Annotated in this window: 22 protein-coding genes and 3 tRNA genes; 6 read left to right on the forward strand and 19 right to left on the reverse strand. The window is 35.3% G+C overall.

All coding sequences use genetic code 11. From position 1 onward, the window contains the following. Positions 1-22 precede the first annotated feature (22 nt). From pcsB to yfmF, 10 genes are all read right to left on the reverse strand, one after another. Positions 23-1228 (reverse strand): peptidoglycan hydrolase PcsB, encoded by a 1206-nt coding sequence (gene pcsB, locus HW271_RS08610; RefSeq protein WP_178895617.1) that lies wholly within the window; start codon positions 1226-1228, stop codon positions 23-25. 92 nt (positions 1229-1320) lie between these two features. Beyond that, a complete protein-coding gene (gene mreD, locus HW271_RS08615; protein WP_178895618.1) occupies positions 1321-1815 on the reverse strand; it encodes a rod shape-determining protein MreD in 495 nt (164 codons plus the stop codon). Continuing rightward, entirely contained in the window at positions 1812-2633 is an 822-nt protein-coding gene (gene mreC / locus HW271_RS08620) for a rod shape-determining protein MreC (RefSeq protein WP_178895619.1), read from the reverse strand. The genes mreD and mreC overlap by 4 nt, the downstream gene beginning before the upstream one ends. A 31-nt stretch (positions 2634-2664) precedes the next feature. After that, positions 2665-3459: an energy-coupling factor transporter transmembrane protein EcfT gene (locus HW271_RS08625; protein WP_178895620.1), complete on the reverse strand. Its 795-nt coding sequence runs from the start codon at positions 3457-3459 to the stop codon at positions 2665-2667. Next, the gene (locus tag HW271_RS08630) at positions 3452-4291 is read right to left on the reverse strand and encodes an energy-coupling factor transporter ATPase (RefSeq protein WP_178895621.1); all 840 of its coding nucleotides are present in this window, start codon (positions 4289-4291) and stop codon (positions 3452-3454) included. Before HW271_RS08630 ends, HW271_RS08625 begins: the two co-directional genes overlap by 8 nt. Continuing rightward, positions 4276-5103, reverse strand: a complete 828-nt coding sequence (locus HW271_RS08635; RefSeq protein WP_178895622.1) for an energy-coupling factor ABC transporter ATP-binding protein — start codon at positions 5101-5103, stop codon at positions 4276-4278. The genes HW271_RS08630 and HW271_RS08635 overlap by 16 nt, the downstream gene beginning before the upstream one ends. A 2-nt stretch (positions 5104-5105) precedes the next feature. After that, positions 5106-5645 carry a CDP-diacylglycerol--glycerol-3-phosphate 3-phosphatidyltransferase gene (pgsA, locus tag HW271_RS08640; RefSeq protein WP_006150908.1) on the reverse strand — a complete coding sequence of 180 codons (540 nt, stop codon included), beginning with the start codon at positions 5643-5645 and terminating at the stop codon, positions 5106-5108. 11 nt (positions 5646-5656) lie between these two features. Then, positions 5657-6484, reverse strand: coding sequence for a cytoskeleton protein RodZ (gene rodZ, locus HW271_RS08645; protein WP_178895623.1), 828 nt, complete (start codon positions 6482-6484; stop codon positions 5657-5659). Positions 6485-6524: 40 nt separating this feature from the next. Continuing rightward, entirely contained in the window at positions 6525-7805 is a 1281-nt protein-coding gene (yfmH, locus tag HW271_RS08650) for an EF-P 5-aminopentanol modification-associated protein YfmH (RefSeq protein WP_178895624.1), read from the reverse strand. Next, a complete protein-coding gene (gene yfmF / locus HW271_RS08655) occupies positions 7802-9052 on the reverse strand; it encodes an EF-P 5-aminopentanol modification-associated protein YfmF (RefSeq protein ID WP_178895625.1) in 1251 nt (416 codons plus the stop codon). Before yfmF ends, yfmH begins: the two co-directional genes overlap by 4 nt. Before the next feature lie 159 nt (positions 9053-9211). Between yfmF and yaaA the strand changes: the two genes are divergently transcribed. Beyond that, positions 9212-9580, forward strand: a complete 369-nt coding sequence (gene yaaA, locus HW271_RS08660; protein ID WP_178895626.1) for a S4 domain-containing protein YaaA — start codon at positions 9212-9214, stop codon at positions 9578-9580. Between the two features lie 2 nt (positions 9581-9582). After that, on the forward strand, positions 9583-10674 hold the full coding sequence (gene recF, locus HW271_RS08665; protein WP_178895627.1) for a DNA replication/repair protein RecF: 1092 nt from the start codon (positions 9583-9585) through the stop codon (positions 10672-10674). 53 nt (positions 10675-10727) lie between these two features. On the opposite strand, the gene guaB is transcribed toward recF, so the two are convergent. Together guaB and trpS are read right to left on the reverse strand one after the other, a co-directional pair. After that, a complete protein-coding gene (guaB, locus tag HW271_RS08670; protein WP_006154819.1) occupies positions 10728-12206 on the reverse strand; it encodes an IMP dehydrogenase in 1479 nt (492 codons plus the stop codon). A 162-nt stretch (positions 12207-12368) separates the two neighbouring features. Next, a complete protein-coding gene (trpS, locus tag HW271_RS08675; RefSeq protein ID WP_178895628.1) occupies positions 12369-13394 on the reverse strand; it encodes a tryptophan--tRNA ligase in 1026 nt (341 codons plus the stop codon). Between the two features lie 205 nt (positions 13395-13599). On the opposite strand from trpS, the gene HW271_RS08680 reads away from it, so the two are divergent. After that, positions 13600-15222, forward strand: a complete 1623-nt coding sequence (locus tag HW271_RS08680) for an ATP-binding cassette domain-containing protein (RefSeq protein WP_178895629.1) — start codon at positions 13600-13602, stop codon at positions 15220-15222. A 133-nt stretch (positions 15223-15355) separates the two neighbouring features. Here the strand turns inward: HW271_RS08680 and HW271_RS08685 are convergent, their stop codons facing one another. Beyond that, the gene (locus HW271_RS08685; protein WP_178895630.1) at positions 15356-18010 is read right to left on the reverse strand and encodes a YhgE/Pip domain-containing protein; all 2655 of its coding nucleotides are present in this window, start codon (positions 18008-18010) and stop codon (positions 15356-15358) included. A gap of 128 nt (positions 18011-18138) precedes the next feature. Here HW271_RS08685 and HW271_RS08690 point away from each other — a divergent pair, with 128 nt between their 5' ends. Then, positions 18139-18681 (forward strand): TetR/AcrR family transcriptional regulator, encoded by a 543-nt coding sequence (locus tag HW271_RS08690; RefSeq protein ID WP_178895631.1) that lies wholly within the window; start codon positions 18139-18141, stop codon positions 18679-18681. A 41-nt stretch (positions 18682-18722) separates the two neighbouring features. On the opposite strand, the gene HW271_RS08695 is transcribed toward HW271_RS08690, so the two are convergent. The 6 genes from HW271_RS08695 to rlmH all read right to left on the reverse strand — a co-directional run bounded on the left by HW271_RS08695 (position 18723) and on the right by rlmH (position 21756). Continuing rightward, a tRNA-Asn gene (locus HW271_RS08695) sits at positions 18723-18796 on the reverse strand. 5 nt (positions 18797-18801) lie between these two features. After that, a tRNA-Glu gene (locus HW271_RS08700) sits at positions 18802-18873 on the reverse strand. Between the two features lie 51 nt (positions 18874-18924). Then, positions 18925-19677, reverse strand: coding sequence for a competence system response regulator transcription factor ComE (gene comE / locus HW271_RS08705; protein WP_178895632.1), 753 nt, complete (start codon positions 19675-19677; stop codon positions 18925-18927). After that, a complete protein-coding gene (gene comD / locus HW271_RS08710; RefSeq protein WP_178895633.1) occupies positions 19674-20993 on the reverse strand; it encodes a competence system sensor histidine kinase ComD in 1320 nt (439 codons plus the stop codon). Before comD ends, comE begins: the two co-directional genes overlap by 4 nt. Positions 20994-21161: 168 nt before the next feature. Continuing rightward, positions 21162-21235 (reverse strand) — tRNA-Arg (locus HW271_RS08715). Between the two features lie 41 nt (positions 21236-21276). Further along, the gene (gene rlmH, locus HW271_RS08720; protein WP_178895634.1) at positions 21277-21756 is read right to left on the reverse strand and encodes a 23S rRNA (pseudouridine(1915)-N(3))-methyltransferase RlmH; all 480 of its coding nucleotides are present in this window, start codon (positions 21754-21756) and stop codon (positions 21277-21279) included. A 185-nt stretch (positions 21757-21941) separates the two neighbouring features. On the opposite strand from rlmH, the gene HW271_RS08725 reads away from it, so the two are divergent. Further along, positions 21942-23123 carry a S1C family serine protease gene (locus tag HW271_RS08725; protein ID WP_178895635.1) on the forward strand — a complete coding sequence of 394 codons (1182 nt, stop codon included), beginning with the start codon at positions 21942-21944 and terminating at the stop codon, positions 23121-23123. A gap of 59 nt (positions 23124-23182) precedes the next feature. Further along, complete coding sequence (locus tag HW271_RS08730) at positions 23183-23944, forward strand: ParB/RepB/Spo0J family partition protein (RefSeq protein WP_178895636.1); 762 nt, start codon at positions 23183-23185, stop codon at positions 23942-23944. Positions 23945-24156: the final 212 nt, after the last annotated feature.

Raw genomic sequence — 24156 nt, forward strand, 5'->3', positions numbered from 1 at the left:
AAATTTAGTAATAATCAGTATATTAGTTTGGATAAATGTATCTTACAGTACCTCTTGATGCTGTCGGATTAAACCATCCACGATAATTTCCAATTGGTTGAGTTCCACTACCATCATAGTTACATTCAGAAACTTGAATACGAGTTGATGATTCAACAGCCGTAACAACTGCTACGTGACCGTATCCCCCATCATCCCATGAAGCAATTGCACCAACTTGTGGTGTAGAACCCGTACGGAAACCTGCAGCCGCTGCACTTGCAGCCCATTGGCCACCATTTCCCCAGTAATCACCAGCCCATGGTGCTAAAGTTTTTGCACCCCATGTACATTGACCTACAGGATAACTTGATGCATTTGAACTATAGGTTGGGCGCTGACTTACAGTAGTTACTGCAGGTGTGTAGCTTGAATCATCGTCTGATGATGAGCTTGAAGTTGCTTGTACTTGTGCTGCAAAGGTTGTATTTGCTGAAGCAGCAACTGTTTGTTGTTGACTTGCTTGTTTCGCTTTGTATGCTGCTTCTGCTTCAGCTGCAGCCTTAGCTTCTGCTTCAGCTGCTGCTTTTTGCTCTAACAAAGTAGCTTTTTCACTTTCTGCGGTAGCTTTTTCTGCTGCAAGATTCAACTCAGCGGCTTTCAATTCTGCCTGTTTTGTTGTCAAGGCTTGAGCGTCATCAGCAAGTGTTTGTTGGTTGGCAATAACTGTGTTGATTGCATCATTGTTTGCAACTTGTTTTTCAGAGATGGCTTTTTTATCTTCTTTTTGTTGTTGCAACATTTTATTGTTTGCTGAGACAATTTCACTCATAGCTGCTACACGAGAAATAGCTTCTGTGATTGAGTTAGAGTTAATAATTGTATTAATGTAGCTTGTAGCAGTTCCGTTAGTTTGTGCACTACGAGCTTGGTTTTCAAGCGATTCATTACGAGCTACGATGTTTTTTGAAAGCTCTGTGATTTCACCTTCAAGTTTTTTAGACTCTTCTTGAAGTTTTTCATTCTCAGCTTGCAACTTTTCTTGTTCCGTTTGAATAGCTGTTACTTTAGTTTGAATCTCATCAACTTGTTTTTGAGCTTCCTTTTGTTGTGTTGTCAATTCACTAATTTTGCTATCTTGAGCAGCAATTTTTTCATTTGTTGTATTGGCTCGGACACTTGAAAGCACAGCTCCTTGTGAAACTAATACTGTACTTAATAAGAGTGATGCTAGAATTTTTTTCTTCATAGTGTAAATGCTCCTTCTTTAAAAAGACAATACTAGTATATCAAAAAAAGGCCTAATAAATATTACGCCTTTATTACAGTTTTGTTTCTTTCTTATAGATATATTTTTTCAAAAATATATTGGAAAACTAACATCCATATAAAATTCAACATCATAGTAGGACCCAGACTATAAACTATAAAAACAGGTAGATTTTCTGCAGTCATTCCTACCACCTGCGCTAGGATAAAACTTCCAAATTCAAATGTAAAAGTCATCATTAAAATAGCTAATAATCTTGTCCATCTATTTGACAAAATAACTGAGTTGCTTTTATATACGATTGCTCCAATAATCACAAAAAGAAGACTGGCTATCCCTATCAGATGGAAGAAATAGATATCGTATATAAGTCCTAGAACCAAGCAATAGGCCAAAAACAGATATTCTGATACTTCGATTGTCTCGAATAATAAGAAGATGAAGATGAAGTGGCTTACAATTTGAAAATGTGGGAAAAAGCTATTTACAAATTGTCCTAAGTGGCTATCTATTAAAATGATTACGGGCAAGAGCAAAAACATACCTATTTGCTTAAAAAGTCTCATGATAGATTCCCCACTAACTCTACGACTTTAAGATTCATTGGATCAGCATGCATTTTGACCATAACTTCTCTTGTTAGATAGTCCGTACTATGTGTCACTGATACGACTTCTCCTACAGGGATATCTGTAGCATTAAAATTTCCCAAACCTCCAGTTACCACTTTGTCGCCTTGGCTAATGTCGCCATTGCTATTGAGCTGGCTGATTTTCAAAAGTTCTTTTTCCTTATCATAACCGATAATAATACCATAAATGCTACTAGAACCGTGCTGGATTTTAACGGAAATCTTCTCTGTATTCTCAGCGTTTGTCAATAAATTGACCACAGTTGAGTTGTCTTCTACTTTTTCAACACTTCCAACCAATCCTCCACCAGCAACAACAAGCATGTTTGTCGTTGCTCCTTGTTGAGAACCAACGTTAACTGTTAATTCTTGTTTCCAGGTTGATGGAGTTCTCATGATGACATCCGCAGCAATTAACTTGGTCACATTTAATTTGGACTTCATATCTAATAACTGACGTAATTGCTCATTTTCTTCCTTCAGACTGTCTGCTTCATTCGTTTCTTTTTCCATTTGATAGAGTTCTTTTTTAAGAGTTTCATTCTCATTGTAAGCTCTCGTCAAATTTCCTAAATCAGACTTTGTAGATTCTAACCATTGGAATGGTTTTTGAACAATTCTATCTATCAGAGAAATGCCATCTCCAACTTTTGTCACAACCGCACTTGATTTCGTCATCACTAAAAAAACTGAAACCACTAATACAACGACAAATAGAACAATGATATATTTTGATTTTTTAAAACGGTTCATACCTCTACCCTATCTCATTCTATACTTCACTCTAGGATTTTAACAAAAATAGAATACCGCCCAAGACACAAATAAGTAATAGAGCTACACTATCTTTATTCATCCATTTCAACTGTCGATACTGACTACGTCCATTTCCGCCTTGATACCCTCTAGCTTCCATAGCTGTAGCAAGAGAATCCGCTCTTTTCAAACTGGTAGCGAACAAAGGTATCAAAATAGGTATCATAGCCTTGACTTTTTGGATTACATTCCCTTCTCCAAAATCAACACCACGCGCCTTTTGAGCATTCATAATGCGAATAGTATCATCCATCAATGTTGGTACAAAACGTAAGCTCATAGACAACATGAGACCTATTTCATGCACAGGAACCTTCAGCTTTTTTAAAGGCCCAAGCAAGGATTCAACCGCTGTCGCTAAGCTCAATGGCATGGTTGTCAGAGTAAGCAAGGTTGAGAAAAAGATAATCAAAACAAAGCGACAAAAAATGATTCCAGCCTGCTCAATACCATGACTCGTGATTTTTATAAACCCCATCTCGAATAGGACTTGACCACCAGAAATAAAGAAAAGTTGAAAAAGTGTTGTAAAAGCAATCAGAAAAAACATAGACCGCAAACCTTTTATGAAAAAAGATAAGGGAACTTCTGATAAGGCTACAAAAATGCCAGTTGCAACGAAAAGGATCAAATTTGTTATTGGATTATTGGCCCAAAAAACAATCAAAATTAATAAAATCATCGCCACTAACTTACTACGAGGATCCAAACGATGAACAATCGAATTTCCTGGTATGTAACGACCTAAAATCATGTTATCCATTGATGAACTCCTTAAACTCCTCTATCGTTATCGGCAATTGTTTGAAAGAAAGTCCTCTGTCAGCTAATCTTTGAGCAAATCTTGTGATTTTTGGAACACCTAATTGGATTTTTTCCATAAATTCGACATTTTGAAAAACAAGACTTGGCTTCCCACTCTTGACTAACTTTCCTTTTTCCATTACGTAAACTTGGTCAGCAAATTCTGCTACATCATCCATAAGGTGAGTCACCAAAACAATCGTGATACCATCCTGATGAAGCTTTTTAAATAAGGTCATCAACTCTTTTCGTCCAATTGGATCTAGTCCTGCTGTAGGTTCATCTAAAACTAAGATACTAGGCTCCATTGCTAAAATCCCAGCAATAGCAACCCTTCTCATTTGTCCTCCTGAGAGTTCAAATGGACTACGTTCAAAAAGTGACTCGTCAATTCCCACTAAAGCTAATTTTTCACGTGCAATAGCCTCGGCATCTTCTACAGAAACTCCAAAATTTTGAGGACCAAAAGCCACATCTTTTAAGACTGTTTCCTCAAAAATTTGATTTTCAGCAAACTGAAAAACCAATCCTACTTGTTTGCGGATTTGACGAATTTGCTTATTGACTGATGTTGATGTAATTAATGTATCAAAGACACGAACACTTCCCTTTGTGGGAACCAACAAACCATTCAAAAGTTGTAGAATTGTAGATTTCCCACTTCCTGTATGCCCAATAATTGCTGTATAAGATCCATCCTCTATTGACAAACTAACATCGGACAAGGCAGCTGAGGCAAAGGGTGTTCCTTCCTGATACGTATAACTCACATTGTCTAGAATAATTCCCATAAAGCCTCCTCAAGTTCCTCCTCTGTGAGATAGAACTCTGGCAAGTCCAGACCACTGGTACGTAGCGATTCTTTTAATTGGTTGACAAAGGGTTGGTCTAAGCCGATTTGATCTAGATCTGATCTAGAAAATAATTCTCTAGGAGTACTTGTTGACTCAACTTCTCCTTTTTTCATTACCAAAACACGGTCACTCATAGCAACCTCATCTAAATCATGCGTAATAGAGATAACTGTCATCTGGTGGTCTTGGCGAATCTTCTGAACTATCTTAATCAACTCTAGTCGTCCTTCTGGGTCCAACATACTTGTAGCCTCATCCAAGATTAAAATATCTGGTCGCAGAGCTACTACTCCTGCAATTGCCACTCTCTGTTTCTGACCTCCAGACAAGCGAGCTGGTTCTTTTTTTGTAAATTCCGCCATCCCAACTAATGACAAAGCTTCAGAGACTCGTTTCTTCATCTCTTCAACTGGAATCCCTTGGTTTTCTAAGCCAAAAGCAACGTCATCTTCAACAGTTGCTCCTACGAACTGATTATCGGGATTTTGAAATACCATACCAATCTTACGTCTTTTCTCCCAGACATTTTCTGGTGTTAGGCAATCACCATCTATCCAAATTTCTCCAGATTCAGCCTCGAGTAAGCCATCAATCAAGCGAACTGTCGTTGATTTCCCACTCCCGTTGTGACCAACGATTGACAACCATTCTCCACGTTTCACGTGAAACGAAATGTTATGAACATCATAATGTTCTTGATCTGCCTGGTATCGAAATGACAGATCCTTAATTTCAATAATCGATTCCATATCTAGCGAAAGGTTCCTTTAAATAAATATGCGCTTCCCTTGAAGTAATCATAACCAGAATAAACTGTGAAGAACAAGGCAATATAAAGAGTTATCTGACCGAGTAAATTCCAATGGAATAACAAGAAGATAATCGCGAACATCTGGCTAAATGTCTTGATTTTTCCTGGCATTGCTGCAGCTAAAACAGTACCTCCGGTTTCAACTAAAAGCAAGCGCAAACCAGTAACTGCAAGTTCACGACAAATGATAACAGCCACCACCCAAGCAGGAGCCATATCGAGGCCAACTAGCATGATAAAGGCTGACATTACCAATAGCTTATCAGCCATTGGATCCGCAAATTTCCCGAAATTGCTAACGACTTGCCATTTTCTAGCCAAATAACCATCTAGATAATCCGTGATACTGGCGATAGCAAAAATAATTGCTGCTATTTTATGTAACACAGGAGATGGGCCAAATGATAGAAGGAGAACAAAAATCGGAATAAATAAAATTCTACCAAGCGTAAGTATGTTAGGAATATTTTCTTTTTTCATATTATCCTTCCTTAGTTTGAACTCACTGTTAGTCTAATCCAACCAGTTTGACCGGTTAATTTCGCAGTGTCAATTTCTTGATTATCAATTTTAATTTTAACGCCTTTTACAACGCCTAATGTGATTGTTACCGGAGAGCCTTTATAAATTGTTGTTTTAGCTGTTTTGTTATTTGGCTCGAGAGTAGTTCCTCCAGCTAGATCCGTATCTGATACACTTATCCAACTTGTTGCATCCGTCACAGATAATTGAAGTTCAGCAGTATCTTTAGAAGTTTTATACTCTACTGATATCACATCTCCCTGACCTGAAACAGTCACAGTTGATGCTTCACTCGAACTTGATGGACTAGTGGTTTGGTTGCTAGTTGTTATTTCACTAGTTGTTGCATTTGTAGTAGTAGTTACAACATTATAGTTAGCTGAAGTTGTTTCTGTTGGTTGTGTTTGAATATAATTCCAAACATAATAGGTTACGAATACTAAAATTGATAAGGAGAATAAGACGAAGTAAAAAAGTGGAAGCAGGGAACGTTTCTTTCGATTAGAACGTCTACGACCTGATAGTTCTATCTCATCAACATCAACTTCTTCATAGGTAATCATACTACCTGAATCATAAGCATCTAAAACTATACTTTCATCCAATTCAACTGCCCAAGCATACTTTCTCAAAAAAGAGCGAACATAAAAGGGACTAGGTAATTTATCAAAATCATCTGACTCTAAAGCTTCTAGCATATCCAGTTGAATATCTGTCTTGCGCTGCAACTCCTCTAAACTCAACCCCTGGTTTACTCTTGCTAAACGTAAAACTTCACCGATTGTTTTTTTCCTCATACTTATCATTCCTTCTTTCTAGTCTCATTTTTTTCAATTATTATAGCGGAAAAATCGTAAACTCAACCATTTCACTATTATCAATAAAATGATGACCTACCTCAAGAACATCTTCTAAGGTCATTTCCTGTATAATCTTTGGCAAATCAAACAAGGTTGATTCATCAACGTGCGACTGATATTGAGTCGCAATAAATTCTAAAGAATTCAGATTATGGATAAACTCTCCATAAATTTCACTTTTTATTAAATCAAGATGCTCCTCTGACACATCCGGATCAGTTACAAAATTTTTTATTGCCTTTCGAAATTGGTGTGAAATGGCAACAGGTTCTTTTGTATCCATTGTCAGCATCAAAAAATTAAAACGATGATTGATTTCAACCTCCATAGATAATGAAGAATCTAGTTTCCCAGTTTCATACAAACTTTGAAATCTTTTTGAGGTCCATCCAAACATCATCGAAAACAAGGCCTTCAACAAAACACCGTATCGATAGCAGTCTTTACTCTCCATCTCAGCATTTGTTCGAACTCCAATAGCTAATTTAGGAGAAGCAACATCCATACGAATACTCTCTACCTTCTTTACAAGGTGTAAAGCTATTTTTTCTCTAGCAGTTTTAGTTATCTGATTTCCAGTATGTCCATTAGAGAAATAACTCTGTATTAATCCTAAATCAAAGTTCCCAACGAGAAAAACATGGCTGTTGACAGGTGTGTAAAACTCATCAAAATTATCTCGTAAATCCTCTAAACGAATATCTTCTATCGAATGTTCAGTACCAACAATATCCGAAGCTAAAGGACTTTCTGGATAAAGATTTGCAAGAGTTTTAAAGAACAAGCAAGAATCTGGATCATCCTGATACATTTCACGTTCTTGCTGGATGATATCCTTTTCACGCTCAACTGACTCTTTGGTAATATGAAAACTTGTAACGAGTTCTTCAAGCAAATCCAAACACTCTATAACATGATCAGATGTTGAAAATAGATAGCTAGTATTTGTAAAGCTTGTAAAGGCATTACTTTCTGCTCCTAGTTCTGTAAAAGCAGCCATGATATCTTCGGAGTTTTCTCTTTCAAAAAGTTTATGTTCTAAAAAATGAGCAATTCCATTAGGATATTTTTTCTTTTTCCCATCTCTATCTGTAAACTCGGTGTCAACCGAACCAACTTGAACAGTTACCACACCATAAACTTCGTTAAAATCATTTTTAGGAAGTAAAGAAACTGTCAAGCCGTTTTTTAATGTTGCTTGATAAAGAGTTTCCTTTACAGCAGGATAGTATTTCTCTTGAAAAGTAACTCTAGTCATTCTGCTCCTTCCATAAAATAGATTGCCTGCAATTTTAGACTAGATGCAGCTTTACAAATCGCATCCTTGTCAACTTGTTCTAGTTTTTCTATCAAAGTCTCTAGGTCTAAAACTGACTTACCAAAAAAGATAGTTAAGTATTCTCTATCTATAATCGAGTCTTGGTTATCTTGACTTAGCAACATATTTCTGCGAATCATTTCCTTAGTCTGATTGATTTCAGCATCTGTAAATCGACCATTTTTGATATCGAATAATTGATCATTCATCAGTTTCCGTACTCGATTTCGGTCTTGATGGTTAATACCAGCAAAGAGTCGCAAAAAACCACTAAAAAGATCTAAATGACTAGATACTGTATAAGCCAAGCCTTCCTTTTCCCTTACTTGAGTAAACAGTTTAGAATGTGGGAAAGCCCCAAGTAGACCATTTAAAAGAAGTAAAGCCATTTTTTGATCATCCTCATAACCAATCGTGCTATGGTAACCCATCTCTAAAATGGACTGACCTAGGTTTCTCCTGATAATTCCTTCTCTAAGAACATTTGAATACTCTTGTCGATATTGAATGTTTACAGTTTCTTTACGACCTGTCAACTTATATTTCTTCAGGCTTTCTAGAACTTCAATTTCATTAAAGTCTCCTAAAAAGAATAAATCAATCCTATCTTCTTTCAGCATTTTTTGAAAACTTGAATAGCAAGATTTAGAAGTCTCTTCGGAAATTCTGGCAATTAAATCTTTAGGAACTAACTGCATTGATTCTTCTTGGAAAAACAACTGATCCAATTCTTTATGGGCAAAGAAGAAAGGATCCTCTAATTCTGATTCTAGTCTCGCCAACAATTGTTTTTTTTCAATTTCAAAGGCATTGTTCTCAAATTCATCTTCATCTGACAATGGATTAAATATGACTTGATACAATAATTCTAAAATCTGAGCAGTTAATACGTTTTTCTTACTTAAAAATTCATCTCGAACATAAGTCAAACTCACGTCTACTAAGTGACTTTGCCCCCTTCTATAAGCATGAGTTGACAAATCTGCTCCATACAATGCTGCCAGATGTTTTCTAAGAACCTGGGCAGTTGGATAACCTTTATTAGCAGTTTCAAGCATACTGGCACTTAGCATGCGACCAGAGATTAAATCCAGAGATAATGGAGCTGTGAAACGCATGGTTATTTTATTTGTCTTAAACTTTTTAGAATAGATAAAATGCACTGCAATTCCAGGGAATAACTCCATCTTTTACCTCCTTTTACATAGAGTTCTATTATACCATGAAAACGAAAATTTTTCCTGTTCTCTTTGACGCTTTTGAAATTAAAATCGTTTTCATATCTTAGGTTTTCCTTCCACTATTTTAAGTAAAATATGGTATAATACCAAAGATTGAGGTGAACTATGGAATACAAATTATTTGAAGAATTTATTACGCTCCAAGCTCTTTTAAAAGATCTTGGAATCATCCAAAGTGGTGGCGCTATTAAATCATTTTTAGCTGACCATCTTGTATATTTTAATGGGGAATTAGAAAATCGTCGCGGCAAAAAAATTAGAATCGGAGATTCTATTGAAATCCCTGATTTAAAAACTCAAATTATTCTAGTTAAACCAACATCAGAAGAACTAGAGGAGTTTCGTCTAGAAAAACTTGAGAAAGAACGTGTAGCTAAGCTTGTCAAGGAAATGAATAAAAAGATACAAAAGAAGCCAGCGAAAAAGAACCAGTCAACAAAAGCAAAACCTGCACCACGTTTCCCAGGTAGATAAATATGTGGCTGAAAAATCTATCCATTAAACAATTTCGTAACTATCGAGATGTCGAAGTTAATTTTAATCCAAAATTAAACGTATTTGTTGGCCGAAACGCTCAAGGAAAAACCAATCTTCTTGAAAGTATTTACTTTTTAGCCTTAACGAGAAGTCATCGAACAAAGACTGATAAAAATTTAATTCAATTTGAACAAGAACAACTGCAAGTTTCTGGAATCTTGAAAAAGAAAACAACAAGCATTCCACTTGAAATTGACCTAACTCAAAAAGGGCGAATTACTAAAGTGAATCACTTAAAGCAAGCTCGCCTATCAGATTATATTGGTCATATGAATGTTGTCTTATTTGCTCCAGAAGATTTACAACTTGTCAAAGGTGCTCCGGCCATTCGTCGTAAGTTTATTGACATAGAATTAGGGCAAATTAAACCAATTTACTTGTCAGACCTGTCAAGTTATAACCACGTCCTTAAACAGAGAAATACCTATCTCAAATCTACACAAAACATAGACGAGACTTTCCTATCTGTTCTTGATGACCAACTAATAGAGTATGGATGTCGTGTAATGATTCATCGAGCTGACTTTATCCAGAAAATGGAACTCTTTGGCAAGAAAAAACATTTTGACATCTCAGATCAGTTAGAAGAATTGTCAATCATTTATCAACCTTCTGTAAACTTTATTGACAAGGAACATTTGGCTGAATCTTTCCATATAGCACTTCAAAAAAGTAGATCCAGAGATTTATTTAAAAAGAATACTGGAGTTGGTCCTCATCGAGATGATATGATTTTCATGATTAATGGAATGGAAGCAAGTTTCGGAAGTCAAGGGCAACATCGTAGCTTGGTACTTTCTATAAAACTTGCTGAGATCGAATTGATGGAGAGCATTACCAAAGAATCTCCCGTTCTTTTGCTTGACGATGTCATGAGTGAACTTGACAATACTCGTCAACTTAAATTATTGGAAACTATTTCTCATAACATCCAAACTTTTATTACAACTACTAGTTTAGACCATCTTCAAAACTTGCCTGATAACTTGAGCGTCTTTACAGTAGATAATGGTCAATTGACTGTAAATTAAAGTTTACATCTATGTAAAATAAAAAATCTCCTGTTTAACAGGAGATTTTTTTATTACATTGAATAGTTTGGTGCTTCATTAGTGATTTGCACATCGTGTGGATGGCTTTCTTTTAGACCAGCACCTGACATTTCGATAAACTGAGCATTGTCATGTAATTCTTTTAGGTTAGCAGCACCACAGTAACCCATACCAGAACGAATACCACCAATCATTTGGAAGACGATATCGGCTGCTGCACCTTTATAAGCAACACGACCTTCGATTCCTTCTGGAACCAGTTTGTTTGCTTCATTGACAGAACCTTGGAAGTAACGGTCGCTTGAACCTTTCTTCATAGCAGCAATTGAGCCCATACCGCGGTATGTCTTGAACTTACGTCCTTGGAAGATTTCAGTTTCACCTGGAGCTTCATCTGTTCCTGCAAACATTGATCCAAGCATTACTGCATTTCCACCAGCAGCAAGGGCTTTAACAATATCTCCAGAATACTTGATTCCACCATCAGCGATAATTGTTTTACCATATTCACGCGCCACTGCTGCAGCGTCATAAATAGCTGTAACTTGAGGAACTCCCACACCAGCGATAACACGAGTAGTACAGATTGAACCTGGTCCAATACCGACTTTAACAACGTCAACACCTGCATCATAAAGGGCACGCGCACCTTCAGCAGTAGCGATATTCCCAGCAATCAGTGTACGGTCTGGGAAATGCGCACGGATTTCAGCAATTTTACGAAGAACCCCTGCTGAGTGACCATGGGCAGTATCGATGACAATGGCATCCGCCCCTGCTTCAAAGAGGGCTTCAGCACGTTCAAATGTATCAGAAGTGACACCTACCGCACCAGCGACTAGAAGACGACCGAATTCATCTTTTGCAGCATTTGGAAATTCGATTACTTTTTCAATATCTTTAATGGTGATTAAACCAGATAGACGTCCTTCCTCATCAACTAGAGGTAATTTCTCAATACGGTGTTCTTGAAGAATACTCTCTGCAGTTTTTAAGTCTGTACCAACCGGAGCAGTAACTAGGTTTTCACTAGTCATGTGTTTTGAAATTGGTTGATTGTAGTCAGAAATGAAACGCAGATCTCGGTTGGTCAAAATACCAATTAACTTACGGTTTTCAAGAGTTTCAACCACTGGGACACCACTGATACGGTAACGGCCCATGAGTTCATCTGCTTCAGCGATGGTATGTTCCGGAGTCAAGAAGAATGGATCAATGATAACACCATTTTCAGAACGTTTTACCTTTCGAACTTCATCTGCCTGTTGTTCGATAGACATATTTTTATGGATAACTCCAAGTCCACCTGCACGCGCGATTGCAATGGCCATTTGGCTTTCTGTTACAGTGTCCATTGCAGCTGTAATAATTGGGATATTTAAAGTCAAATTATCTGCCAATTTTGTTGTTAAATCCGCATCATTAGGCAACACATGACTCTCTGCTGGAATTAGCAATACATCATCAAAGGTAAAACCTTTTTTCAAAAATTTAGTGTCCCAATTAGACATTGAAGTTTCCTCTTTTCTTTCTTTATTGAGCTAAACGCTTTTTGTATTGTATCTATCATACCATTCTATGAAAATTTGTCAATTAAATTTATAAGAGAATAAATAAAAAACTATCCCTCTTATTTTAAAGAAGAAATAGTTTTATAGTTCATATTTTATCCATTAATGAAAGTAATTTAACCCCATTGCTGATTTAACTTCCGATAAGGTTTGACCAGCAACTTCTCGAGCTTTTTCACTACCTTTTTGAAGCATATTATAAACCTCACCCATATCTTTAGCATATTCTAGGCGACGTTCACGGATTGGACCAAGTTCACGTTCTAGGATTTCAAGTAGGTAGCGTTTGGTCTTAACATCACCAAGACCTCCACGTTGATAATGTTCCTTCATTTCAGCAATTTCTTGAGCATCCTCTGGTCGACCGAATACATCCAAGTAATGGAAAACCATATTTCCTTCAATCTTACCTGGATCCTCAACACGAATATGGTCTGGATCTGTATACATACTCATTACTTTTTTACGCAAAGTATCCGCATCATCAGCTAGGTAAATACCATTATTGAGTGATTTCGACATTTTCGCATTGCCATCAAGTCCTGGTAAACGTCCTGCTCCTTCATGCTCAGGATAAATTCCTTCTGGTTCTACTAAAACATCACAGTTATAGGCATGGTTGAAAGAACGCACAATTTCACGTGTTTGTTCAATCATCGGCTTTTGATCATTCCCTACTGGAACTAAGTTCGCCTTAAATGCTGTAATATCTGCTGCTTGCGAGATTGGATAAACTAAAAATCCAGTTGGAATACTTTCTCCAAAGCCTTTTTGAGCAATTTCAGTCTTTACGGTTGGATTTCGTTCCAAACGAGCTAATGAAACTAGGTTCATATAGTACATAGACAGCTCTGCCAATTCTGGAATCTGACTTTGAATGAAAATCGTTGCTTTATTAGGATCTAATCCCACTGCAAGATAGTCCAAGGCAACATTCCCAATAGACTCTACAATAGTTTGTGGATCTTTTGCATGGTCTGTTAGTGCTTGCTGGTCAGCTAAAAAAACAAACATGTCATATTTATTTTCTTCTTGTAGTAAGACACGATTTTTCAAGCTACCAACGTAGTGCCCAATATGTAATTTCCCCGTTGGACGATCTCCTGTTAAAATAATGGGTTTACTCATAATATTCTCCTTTGATATGGTCCTTTCAATTATAGCATTTTTTTGATAAAAAGACAGATAATTTTTTCAATCAAACAATAGTTTTCTAGCCATATATCCGTAAAGAAACTGTCAACTTACTTTACAAAAAATTGACAAATAAAAATTTGAATATTTACTAATTTTCTAGTAGAATTAGAGTATTACATATAATAGGAGAAAAACATTGCTAACAGTATCTGATGTTTCACTACGTTTTAGTGATCGCAAACTTTTTGATGATGTCAACATTAAATTTACAGAAGGAAACACCTATGGTTTGATTGGTGCTAATGGTGCCGGAAAATCAACCTTTTTGAAAATTTTAGCTGGTGATATTGAACCAACAACTGGTCATGTCTCTCTAGGACCAGACGAACGTCTTTCAGTTCTTCGTCAAAATCATTTTGACTATGAGGACGAACGTGTTATTGATGTTGTCATCATGGGAAATGAAAAACTTTACAACATCATGAAAGAAAAAGACGCCATTTATATGAAGGAAGATTTTTCAGACGAAGATGGTGTTCGTGCTGCTGAACTTGAAGGAGAATTTGCTGAACTAGGTGGTTGGGAAGCTGAGAGTGAAGCTTCACAACTTTTACAAAATTTGAATATCCCAGAGGATCTTCATTACCAAAATATGAGCGAACTTGCAAACGGGGACAAAGTGAAAGTCCTCCTAGCAAAAGCTCTCTTTGGTAAACCAGACGTCCTTCTTTTGGACGAGCCGACCAACGGTCTTGATATTCAATCTATTACTTGGTTAGAAGATTTCTTAATTGACTTTGATAACACAGTTATTGTCGTATCCCACGACCGTCACTTCTTGAACAAAGTATGTACACACATGGCTGACCTTGACTTTGGAAAAATCAAACTCTATGTCGGAAACTACGACTTCTGGAAGGAGTCTTCTGAGCTTGCTGCTAAATTGCTAGCAGACCGTAATGCTAAAGCAGAAGAAAAAATCAAACAACTTCAAGAATTCGTTGCTCGTTTCTCTGCCAATGCTTCTAAATCAAGACAAGCAACTTCACGTAAAAAAATGCTTGATAAGATTGAGCTAGAGGAAATTGTCCCTTCTAGTCGTAAATACCCATTCATCAGCTTTAAAGCTGAACGTGAAATTGGGAACGACCTCTTGACAGTAGAAAATCTATCTGTAAAGATTGACGGTGAAACTATTCTTGACAACATCAGCTTCATCTTGCGTCCAGGTGACAAGACAGCTCTTATCGGACAAAACGACATCCAAACAACTGCCTTGATTCGTGCCATTATGGGTGAAATTGACTATGAAGGAACTGTCAAGTGGGGAGTTACAACTAGTCGCTCTTATTTGCCAAAAGACAATTCAGCTGATTTTGCTGGCAGTGAATCTATCCTTGACTGGCTCCGTCAATTCGCAAGTAAAGAAGAAGATGACAATACCTTCCTTCGTGGATTCCTCGGACGCATGCTCTTTTCTGGAGACGAGGTTAACAAGCCTGTAAACGTCTTGTCAGGGGGAGAAAAGGTGCGCGTGATGCTTTCAAAACTCATGCTTTTGAAATCAAACGTTCTTGTACTTGACGATCCTACAAATCACTTGGATTTGGAATCTATTTCAAGCTTGAACGATGGATTGAAAAACTTCAAAGAATCTATCATCTTTGCCAGTCACGACCATGAGTTTATTCAAACTTTGGCTAACCATATCATTGTCTTATCTAAAAACGGTGTCATCGATCGTATTGATGAAACCTATGATGAATTCTTAGAAAATGCTGAAGTGCAAGCAAAAGTAAAAGAACTTTGGAAAGATTAAGTATAACTTTAAAAAACTCAGTTGGATTAACCAACTGAGTTTTTTTTTAAAATTAGTTACTTGTAATTTGTTCATTTACAGTTCTGTCAAATTGTTTTCTTTTAAAATATTCATTGTTTCACGTGAAACTTTTTTAATCTTCATCCATTTTTTTAGGTTGATAAGCTAACATGCCTAATCCTATGAATAAAACCAAAGTTACGAGAAGGAAAATTACCTGATGATGAATATTTCCTGTCATAGAAATGGTTTGTCTCAATCCTGAAACTGAATAACTCATTGGTAACCAAGGATTAACAGCTTTAAAGAAATCATTTGTCAAAGCAAGTGGATATGTTCCTGCACTCGAAGCTAATTGTAATAATAGCAATATTAGAGAGAAGAAAGCACCCAAACGACTATTCCATGTTGTTAATGCAGTTACCATAGACATAAATGTTAAGCTTGCGATAATAATTAAGAATAAAGTTCTCATTTCATGATTTGCTGTTAGACCAATAAGATGAACTCCACCAAATACTAACACAGCTGCTAACACAGCGATAACTCCATTTATCTCAAAGCGAGATTTGAACCAAGCCCAGCGAGTTTCAGGATGACGACCTGAAGGTAATTTAGCAAAAATCATATTTGTTGATAATGCAGCGACAAAGAGAGCGACTGATATCATATAAGGAGCCATAGCAATCCCATTTACAGGAACTTGATCATTATCTTTTTTTGAAAGACTCAAAGGCTCAGATAATATTTCTGCATTATTAGACTCTGTTGATGCTGATTTTAGTTGATTGCTAGCACTTCTTAAGCCTTGTCCTAGGTCAGTAGTTCCTACTTGTAAACTTCCAATACCAGCAGTTAAAGTTGCTCCACCTTCAGCTAATTTTCCAGCACCATCTGCAATTTTTGCTGCTCCATTTCCTAACTGAGAGCTAGCTGAAAGCAATTGACTTGATTTATCTGTTAATTGACTTGAACCAAGCTGTATTTTATCAAGTCCTGCAATTAATTCCGGACTCTTGCTATTTAATTGGTTAGAACCAGATGATAGTTTTTCAATACCTGTTACTAATTCTGGTGTTTTCCCAGCTAGAGTATCCAAACCAGTTGTCAATTTTGAAGAGTTTTCTGTCAACTTGGTTGAGCCAGAAACCAATTGATCCAAACTTGTTGTTAAAGTTGTATTCTTTTCACTTAGTTGATTTACACCTAAAGAAATAGTATCCAATCCTTTAGTATACGCATTAACTCCATTTTCAATTGATTGACTTCCGGGAACTAACTGATTATCTACAGCATTTTGCAACTGTGTAAATCCACTTGACATAGATGTCAAGGAACTAGACGCTATAGGTAAAAGTTGATTTGCTTTAGTCTGTAAAGTAGAAAGATTAGAGATTGGTTGGTTTATACTTCCTAAATTTTCTTTTAAATCTCCTGCCGTCGTTAAAATTGCTTTTGCTGACTCTATCGTAGAATTAGAATTATTTGAAACAGCTTCAGTCAGTTCTTTTTTCTGAGTATCAGTAAGAGACTGATAAGTTGCTGTTGCTTGAAGATTGGTAAGAATTTTTTCTTGCTCTATTTGACTATTAGTCACAATAGTTTGAGCGAGAGTAGTTATAGTTGTTAAGTCATTAGATATTGTATTTTTAAGATCAGTATTATCTGAAACTGTAACTGATTGGAGAGCCTTATTCAACTCATCTAAACTGCTTGCTAATTGAGTGATTTCCTCTTTTTGTTGAGATGAAGTATTCAATTGAGTCGAAATTTCTTTAATCCCTTTATTTAATTGGGCGATACCGTCTCTCAATGTATCTGATTGACTTGAAAGTTGTTTTGTACCAACAGATAATTTGTCCACTCCACTTGTATAGGCATTGACACCAACCGAAAATTGACTGAGACCTGAATTGAGTTGTGAAACTCCACCAGCATATGACTTCATCCCTGTATTTAACTGGTTGATACCTGTTACTAATTCAGGAGTCTTGGAAGATAATTGATTAAGTCCAGTGTCAACCTGTGAAACTGCACTTGTATAGTTCTGTAAACCATCATTAAATGTTCCTAAGCCACTATTCAGTTGCTTTACTCCTGTGACATATGTTGTCAACCCTCTTGTAAATTGTTCACTTCCATCAGAAAAAGTTAAACTTGAGTTAGCTAAAGTATTAAGATTTGAAGACAATGTTTGACTTCCTACAGCCAATTGACCAGCTCCGTTGGCTAATTGTTCACTTCCATCTGCAGCTTTGGTTAAACCGGATTTTAAATCACCCATCTTTTGAAATAAAGCTTTCGTGTAAGTCTCAGTTACACTGGCAGAAACATTTTGTTTTAACTGTGTCATAGCAGAATCGCTCATCTTACTTGCAATGAAGCTATGTCCACTAGAAGTTTGATAGTCAATGTTCATTTGTTCTGGGTGATCTGTTAAAATAGAAGCAGCCTTTTCAGACAAGTCGCTTGGCAAAGTGACTACCATATAGTAGTCACCGTCTTCTAGACCCTTCTTACCTTCTTCTTCATTGACAAAATGAAAATCTAATGATTTATTTTCCTTTAAATTAGACACCATGTCTTTTCCGATAGCCATCGTATTTCCATTGTAAGTCGCTTCTTTATCATTATTAACGACCGCTACAGGCAACTCAGATAATTGGCCATATGGATCCCACATAGATGATAAAAATATGATGTTGTATAAAGCTGGAATGAGAGAAATCCCTATCATTACAATGATAAAGGTTGGTTTTTTAAATATTGCTTTCCATTCTTTAAACATATTGTCTCCTTTTTTACACATATTGTCTAAAATTTTGATATAATAGATTATACATTAAAAAATCTAAATTACAAGGTAAAAATTAAATTTTTAGACACTACGTCTATTTTTGTTCACAAGGAGGAACTATGACAGAGAGTAACAAACGCTTAAAAACAAAACGTACTATCGAGAATGCTATGGTTCAATTATTAATGGAACAACCATTTGATCAAATTTCTACTGTTAAGCTAGCTGAGAAAGCCGGAATTAGTCGCTCTAGCTTTTATACACATTACAAAGATAAGTATGATATGATTGAACATTACCAAAGTAAGCTTTTTCATACCTTTGAGTATATTTTCCAAAAACACGCAAATCATAAAAGAGATGCTATTCTAGAAGTGTTTGAATACTTAGAGTCTGAACCTTTATTAGCTGCTCTTCTATCTGAAAATGGTACAAAAGAGATACAAAACTTCCTGAGAAATAAACTTCATATCATGCTTAGCACTGACCTCCAGAAACGCTTTATGCAATTAAATTTAAACGACATTGAGTTAGAATATAGTAGCATCTATCTAACCAATGCACTATTTGGTGTATGCCAAACTTGGATTGCTCATGGAAAAAAAGAAAGTCCGCAAGAAATGACAGACTTTCTTATGAAAATGTTAGGAGATTCAAATTAGCAACAAAAAAAGAACACCAATGGTGTTCTTTTTTTGTTTGACTCCGCCAGTAGGACTCGAACCTACGACATCATGATTAACAGTCATGCGCTACTACCAACTGAGCTATGGCGGATAATATAGTCCGTACGGGATTCGAACCCGTGTTACCGCCGTGAAAAGGCGGTGTCTTAACCCCTTGACCAACGGACCATCTATCTGTAGCAGATATAACCATTATATCAATTTCTTACTAATTGTCAATCACTTTTTAGATTTTTTCTCCAGAATATCTCTTAATTTCCGAACCTTGAGACGGGTAATCGGGCAGCGATGTTCCTCATAAAAAACCACTTCTAAATTTTTTCGATCAATTTCCCTAATATTTCCTACATTAACAAGAAATGATTTATGAGCAGAATAAAATCTTTGAGTATCTTTATCTTTTTCTTGAATATCCGCCATAGTCCCATAAAATTCTTTGGCAAAATTCTTACCAATAATCCTTAACTTATGAGATACTCCTGTTGTTTCAATATATAAAATATCATGGTAGGGAATTTTTAAATCATTTCCTTTGTAGTTATAGTCAAAATAATCCACAACATCTTTATTTTCAAGCAGCATACTTTTGGTATATAAGATACTCTGTTCGATACGTTTTTTAAATAATTCATCATTGATATCTTTATCAACAAAATCCAAGGCTGATACTTGATATTTGTAAGTTAAGGTAGCAAATTCTGATCTACTAGTGATAAATACGATAATTGCATAGGGATTGTGGCGACGAATAAACTGTGCTACCTCAAATCCTTTTTTCTCAACTCCATGAATATCAATATCTAGAAAATAAAGCTGGTTTACTTCATCATTTTCGATATATTCCTTAAACTCTCGTTCTTTACCTGTTGTTTTATAAGAAATAGGAATATTCAATTCCTTTGAAATTTCATCCAAGGTTCTTTCTAATCTGACTTGATGTTGAATAACATCTTCTAAAATTAATACTTTCATTCAAACTCTCTCTTAAATCTAATAATCTGTCTAAACGTACTATCTTCCATCTCTGTCTCTAAAATGATATTTTCATACTTATCCAAAATCTCTTTGACATTATTAAGGCCAATTCCTCTATTTCTACCTTTAGTAGAAAAACCTAGTTCAAACAAGTCTTCTGAAGGTGTCATAGTAATTCTACACGAATTTTGAATCACGATAACTGTTTCTAAATCCATCTTAATCACTGCAACTTCCATTTGTTTTAAATAACTTTCTGCAGCACCCTCAACAGCATTATTTAACAAAACACTCATAATACGAACAAGATCGAGTAAATCGATTGACAATCTTGTGATAATATCCTTTACTTCTAATGTAAACTCTACGTCATTATTTCTGGCATATACAATAGATTGAGCAATCAAACTTCGTAAAGCTGAATCTTCTATATTGTTTAAATCAAAGTATGTATACTTATCTGAACGTAATTTTTGATTAGCTTTGACTAGAACTTCATTGTAAACCCTGTAAATTTCCTGTAAATCTCCACTATCAATCGCCATTTGCATACTAACAAGCATACCTGCATAATCATGACGAAAACCACGGATTTCATTGTACAAACCAACAATTTCATCTGTATATGTCTGTAAATGTTCTTGTTCAAATTTTTTCTGTTTTAGGGCAATTTCTTTTTCAACTCGCACCTTATGAGAATTCATAGCGAAGAATATTAGTAGTAAACAGATAAAGACAATTGTTGCTAAAATACTACTGAAATTATTAAAATGAGCATGAATACCCACCATATCTGAAATGAATAATAGAACTTGTAAAGTAAAGAAAATTAAAATGACCTTTTTGAAAAATGGATAAAGGTAATTTTTATCAAAATAAGTAAGTTCAAGATGAAAATAAGTAATAATTTTTTTAGTGATAAAATACGTCAGCATCAAAACCACTACAAAAAATAAATCTTCATATTTTATTAAGAAAGAATCACCTGTTATAGAGGATATGATTACTGCTATAAATGTATGAGTACTTTGATATAATAAAGACAATAATAAACTAATAAAAATAGCTTTGAACTTATTATATTTTTTAAATCCTATTAAATAAGCAAAGATAATACAGGTAAATGAAATTTTTTCCATTCCTAATCCATGTAAAGAAGTTAAATAGAATAAAATTTCAACAATAGACTGTAATATAAATACCCAAGAAATAAACAGATATCTTTCTTTTTTTATTGCCTTACAAATGAGTTCATAGCTATTTGTTAGAATAAGAATATGAAGAATAACTATGAGTATTTTCAATAAATCCATTATATCTCCCTATAATGTTTTCTCTTTTTCTTTATAAATAAACTTACAAGCCTATTATACAAAACGGAGTCTGTTTTAAAACATTTCATTCTCAACTGCACATTTTTGTACCTGAACTGTCAATTTTTACAAAAAACGCTGGGTTTCCCCAGCGTTAAATCTAGTATATGATCCCAGCAGGATTCGAACCTGCGACCGTTCGCTTAGAAGGCGAATGCTCTATCCAGCTGAGCTATGAGACCTAACTAGTTTATCTTATCAAAATAATCGAGAATAGTCAATCCTATTTATGATAGGGAGAACCTTGTTGGATGGTAAAGGCTCGGTATATCTGTTCTACAAGAACTAGACGCATTAATTGATGTGGAAGAGTCAGTCTACCAAAACTAAGGGATAGATTCGCTCGATTTTTTACTTGAGGAGAAAGACCCAGACTCCCACCAATCACAAAGGTTAAGGTTGAATAACCATTAATAGAAGCTTGTTCTAGTTGTTTACTGAATTCTTCAGAAGACAAGGTTTTCTCTTCAATAGCTAAAACGACAACAAATTCTCTATCCCCAATTTTGGAAAGAATTCGATTTCCCTCTAAATCTAAGATTTTTTCATTTTCTGAATCGCTGGCACGATCTGGTGTCTTTTCATCAGCTAATTCAATCATTTCTACGGCAGCAAATCGTGATATTCTTTTAGAATATTCTGCAATTCCATCTTTGAGATACTTTTCTTTTAGTTTTCCAACTGTTACAATTTTTATTTTCATGCTTCTATTTTATCATAATCGCATTCTATTCACATCTTATTCACAAATGAAAAAGGTTAAAAAACACAATAAATTCACAAGTTTTAATCAGTTATCCACAGATTGTTAAAAACTTAAACTTTTTTAAGCTAGGATTAAGTTAATAATTTTATACTTTCACTAATAAATCAAATTTGGAGGATTCTATGAAAAACTTTAACAAGTTTTCAAAAACAATTGGACAACTTTTACTAGTTATTCTTATTAGCTTTTTTAGTGGTCTATTAGGAAGTTTGGCTGTTCTTCAATTCAACCAAAAGCAAGGAAGGGGAGAACAAAATAGTGCAGCGATCACTCAGACTGCTTCGAAAAATGAAAATTCTACCACACAGGCTGTAGATAAAGTTAAAGATGCTGTTGTATCTGTCATTACTTACTCATCAAACTCTCAAAATAGTTTACTCGGATCTGATGAAACTGATACAGATACCAATTCTGAACAAGTATACAGCGAAGGTTCTGGTGTCATTTATAAAAAGGAAGGGGATACTGCTTACCTTGTAACCAATACTCACGTTATTAATGGTGCTAAAAAAGTTGATATTCGTTTAGCAGATGGCACAAAAGTCCCTGGTGAAATTGTGGGTTCTGATACTTATTCAGATATTGCCGTTGTAAAAATTGCTGCAGATAAAGTCACAACAGTAGCCGAATTTGGTGATTCTAGTCAATTAACAGTTGGAGAAACAGCTATTGCAATCGGAAGTCCTCTAGGTTCTGAATATGCCAATACTGTGACACAGGGGATTGTATCAAGTTTAAATAGAAATGTATCTCTAAAATCTGAAGACGGACAAGCTATCTCAACCAATGCTATCCAAACAGATACAGCTATTAACCCTGGGAACTCAGGTGGTCCTTTGATTAATATCCAAGGCCAAGTTATCGGTATTACATCAAGTAAGATTGCCTCTAATGGTGGAACATCTGTCGAAGGTCTTGGTTTTGCCATTCCTGCAAACGATGTAATCAATATTATTAAGCAGTTGGAAAAAGATGGAAAAGTAACTCGACCTGCTCTTGGAATCCACATGGTTAACTTATCAAATCTTAGTACAACTGATCTTCAAAAACTAAAACTTCCTGGAAATGTTACTTCTGGTGTAGCTGTTCGTTCTGTTCAAAAAAATATGCCTGCAAATGGACATTTACAACAATATGATGTCATCACAAAAGTAGATGATACCAAGATTTCATCTACAACTGAATTGCAAAATGCTCTATATAGTCACTCTATTGGAGATGAAATGACTGTAACTTATTACCGTAATGGTAAAGAAGAAAAAACTACAATCAAACTAGATAAGAGTACAAGTGATTTAAATTAATAGTTTACATATTTGTAAACCTACTTTACAGAATATCAAAGATGTGATACTGTAGAAATATGGAAGAACTCAAACTCATTCGTATCAGTGATATTCAAAAAAATCCCTATCAACCTCGTAAAGAATTTTCAAAAGAAAAAATTCAAGAACTTGCCCAATCTATTAAAGAAAATGGTTTAATTCAACCTATTATTGTCCGTCAATCTCCAGTTATCGGATATGAAATCCTAGCTGGAGAAAGACGGTATCGGGCATCAATAGCAGCTGGGCTAACAGAAGTTCCGGTAATCATCAAAAAACTATCTGATCAAGATATGATGATTCACTCAATCATTGAAAATTTGCAGCGGGAAGACTTAAATCCGATTGAGGAAGCAAAAGCTTATCAATCTTTAATTGATAAAGGGTATACTCATGCAGAAATTGCTGACAAAATGGGGAAATCACGTCCCTATATTACCAATCTTGTTCGCTTACTAACACTTCCCAATTTTATTCTAATGGAAGTAGAGAAAGGAAAATTATCTCAAGCACATGCTAGGCTTCTAATTCAACTACCTGTGAAAGAACAAAAAAATTTACTCAATCGCATTCAGAAAGAGGATTTATCAGTTCGGCAGGTGGAACATCTACTTAAAGAAGAAAAAAATAAGAAGAAAAGCAAAGAAAAAGATCACTTTATCAAAGAAGAAGAAGAAAATTTGAAAAAATTGTTGGGATTAGATGTCCAAATCGTCCTTCAAAAAAAAGAGGCAGGAAAAATAACTATCTCTTTTCATAATCAAGAAGAATACCAACGTTTTATTAACAGCCTAAGATAAGGCTGTTATTTTATTTTTCTCAACTCACATAATTATCCACTGGATTAGTATAGAAAAAGTCGATTAAATCAAAAATAAGATAATTTATCCACAACTTGTGGATAAATCTTTTAAACATTGTGGATTGTTTTTCACAAGTTGTGGAAAAATTGCTTGCTATGTGATAAAATAGTGTTTAAGATTACACCATTTAGAAAAGGAGGAGTTTGTTG

Origin of the sequence: Streptococcus sp. oral taxon 061 (genome assembly GCF_013394695.1) — a bacterium.
Lineage (GTDB): Bacteria > Bacillota > Bacilli > Lactobacillales > Streptococcaceae > Streptococcus.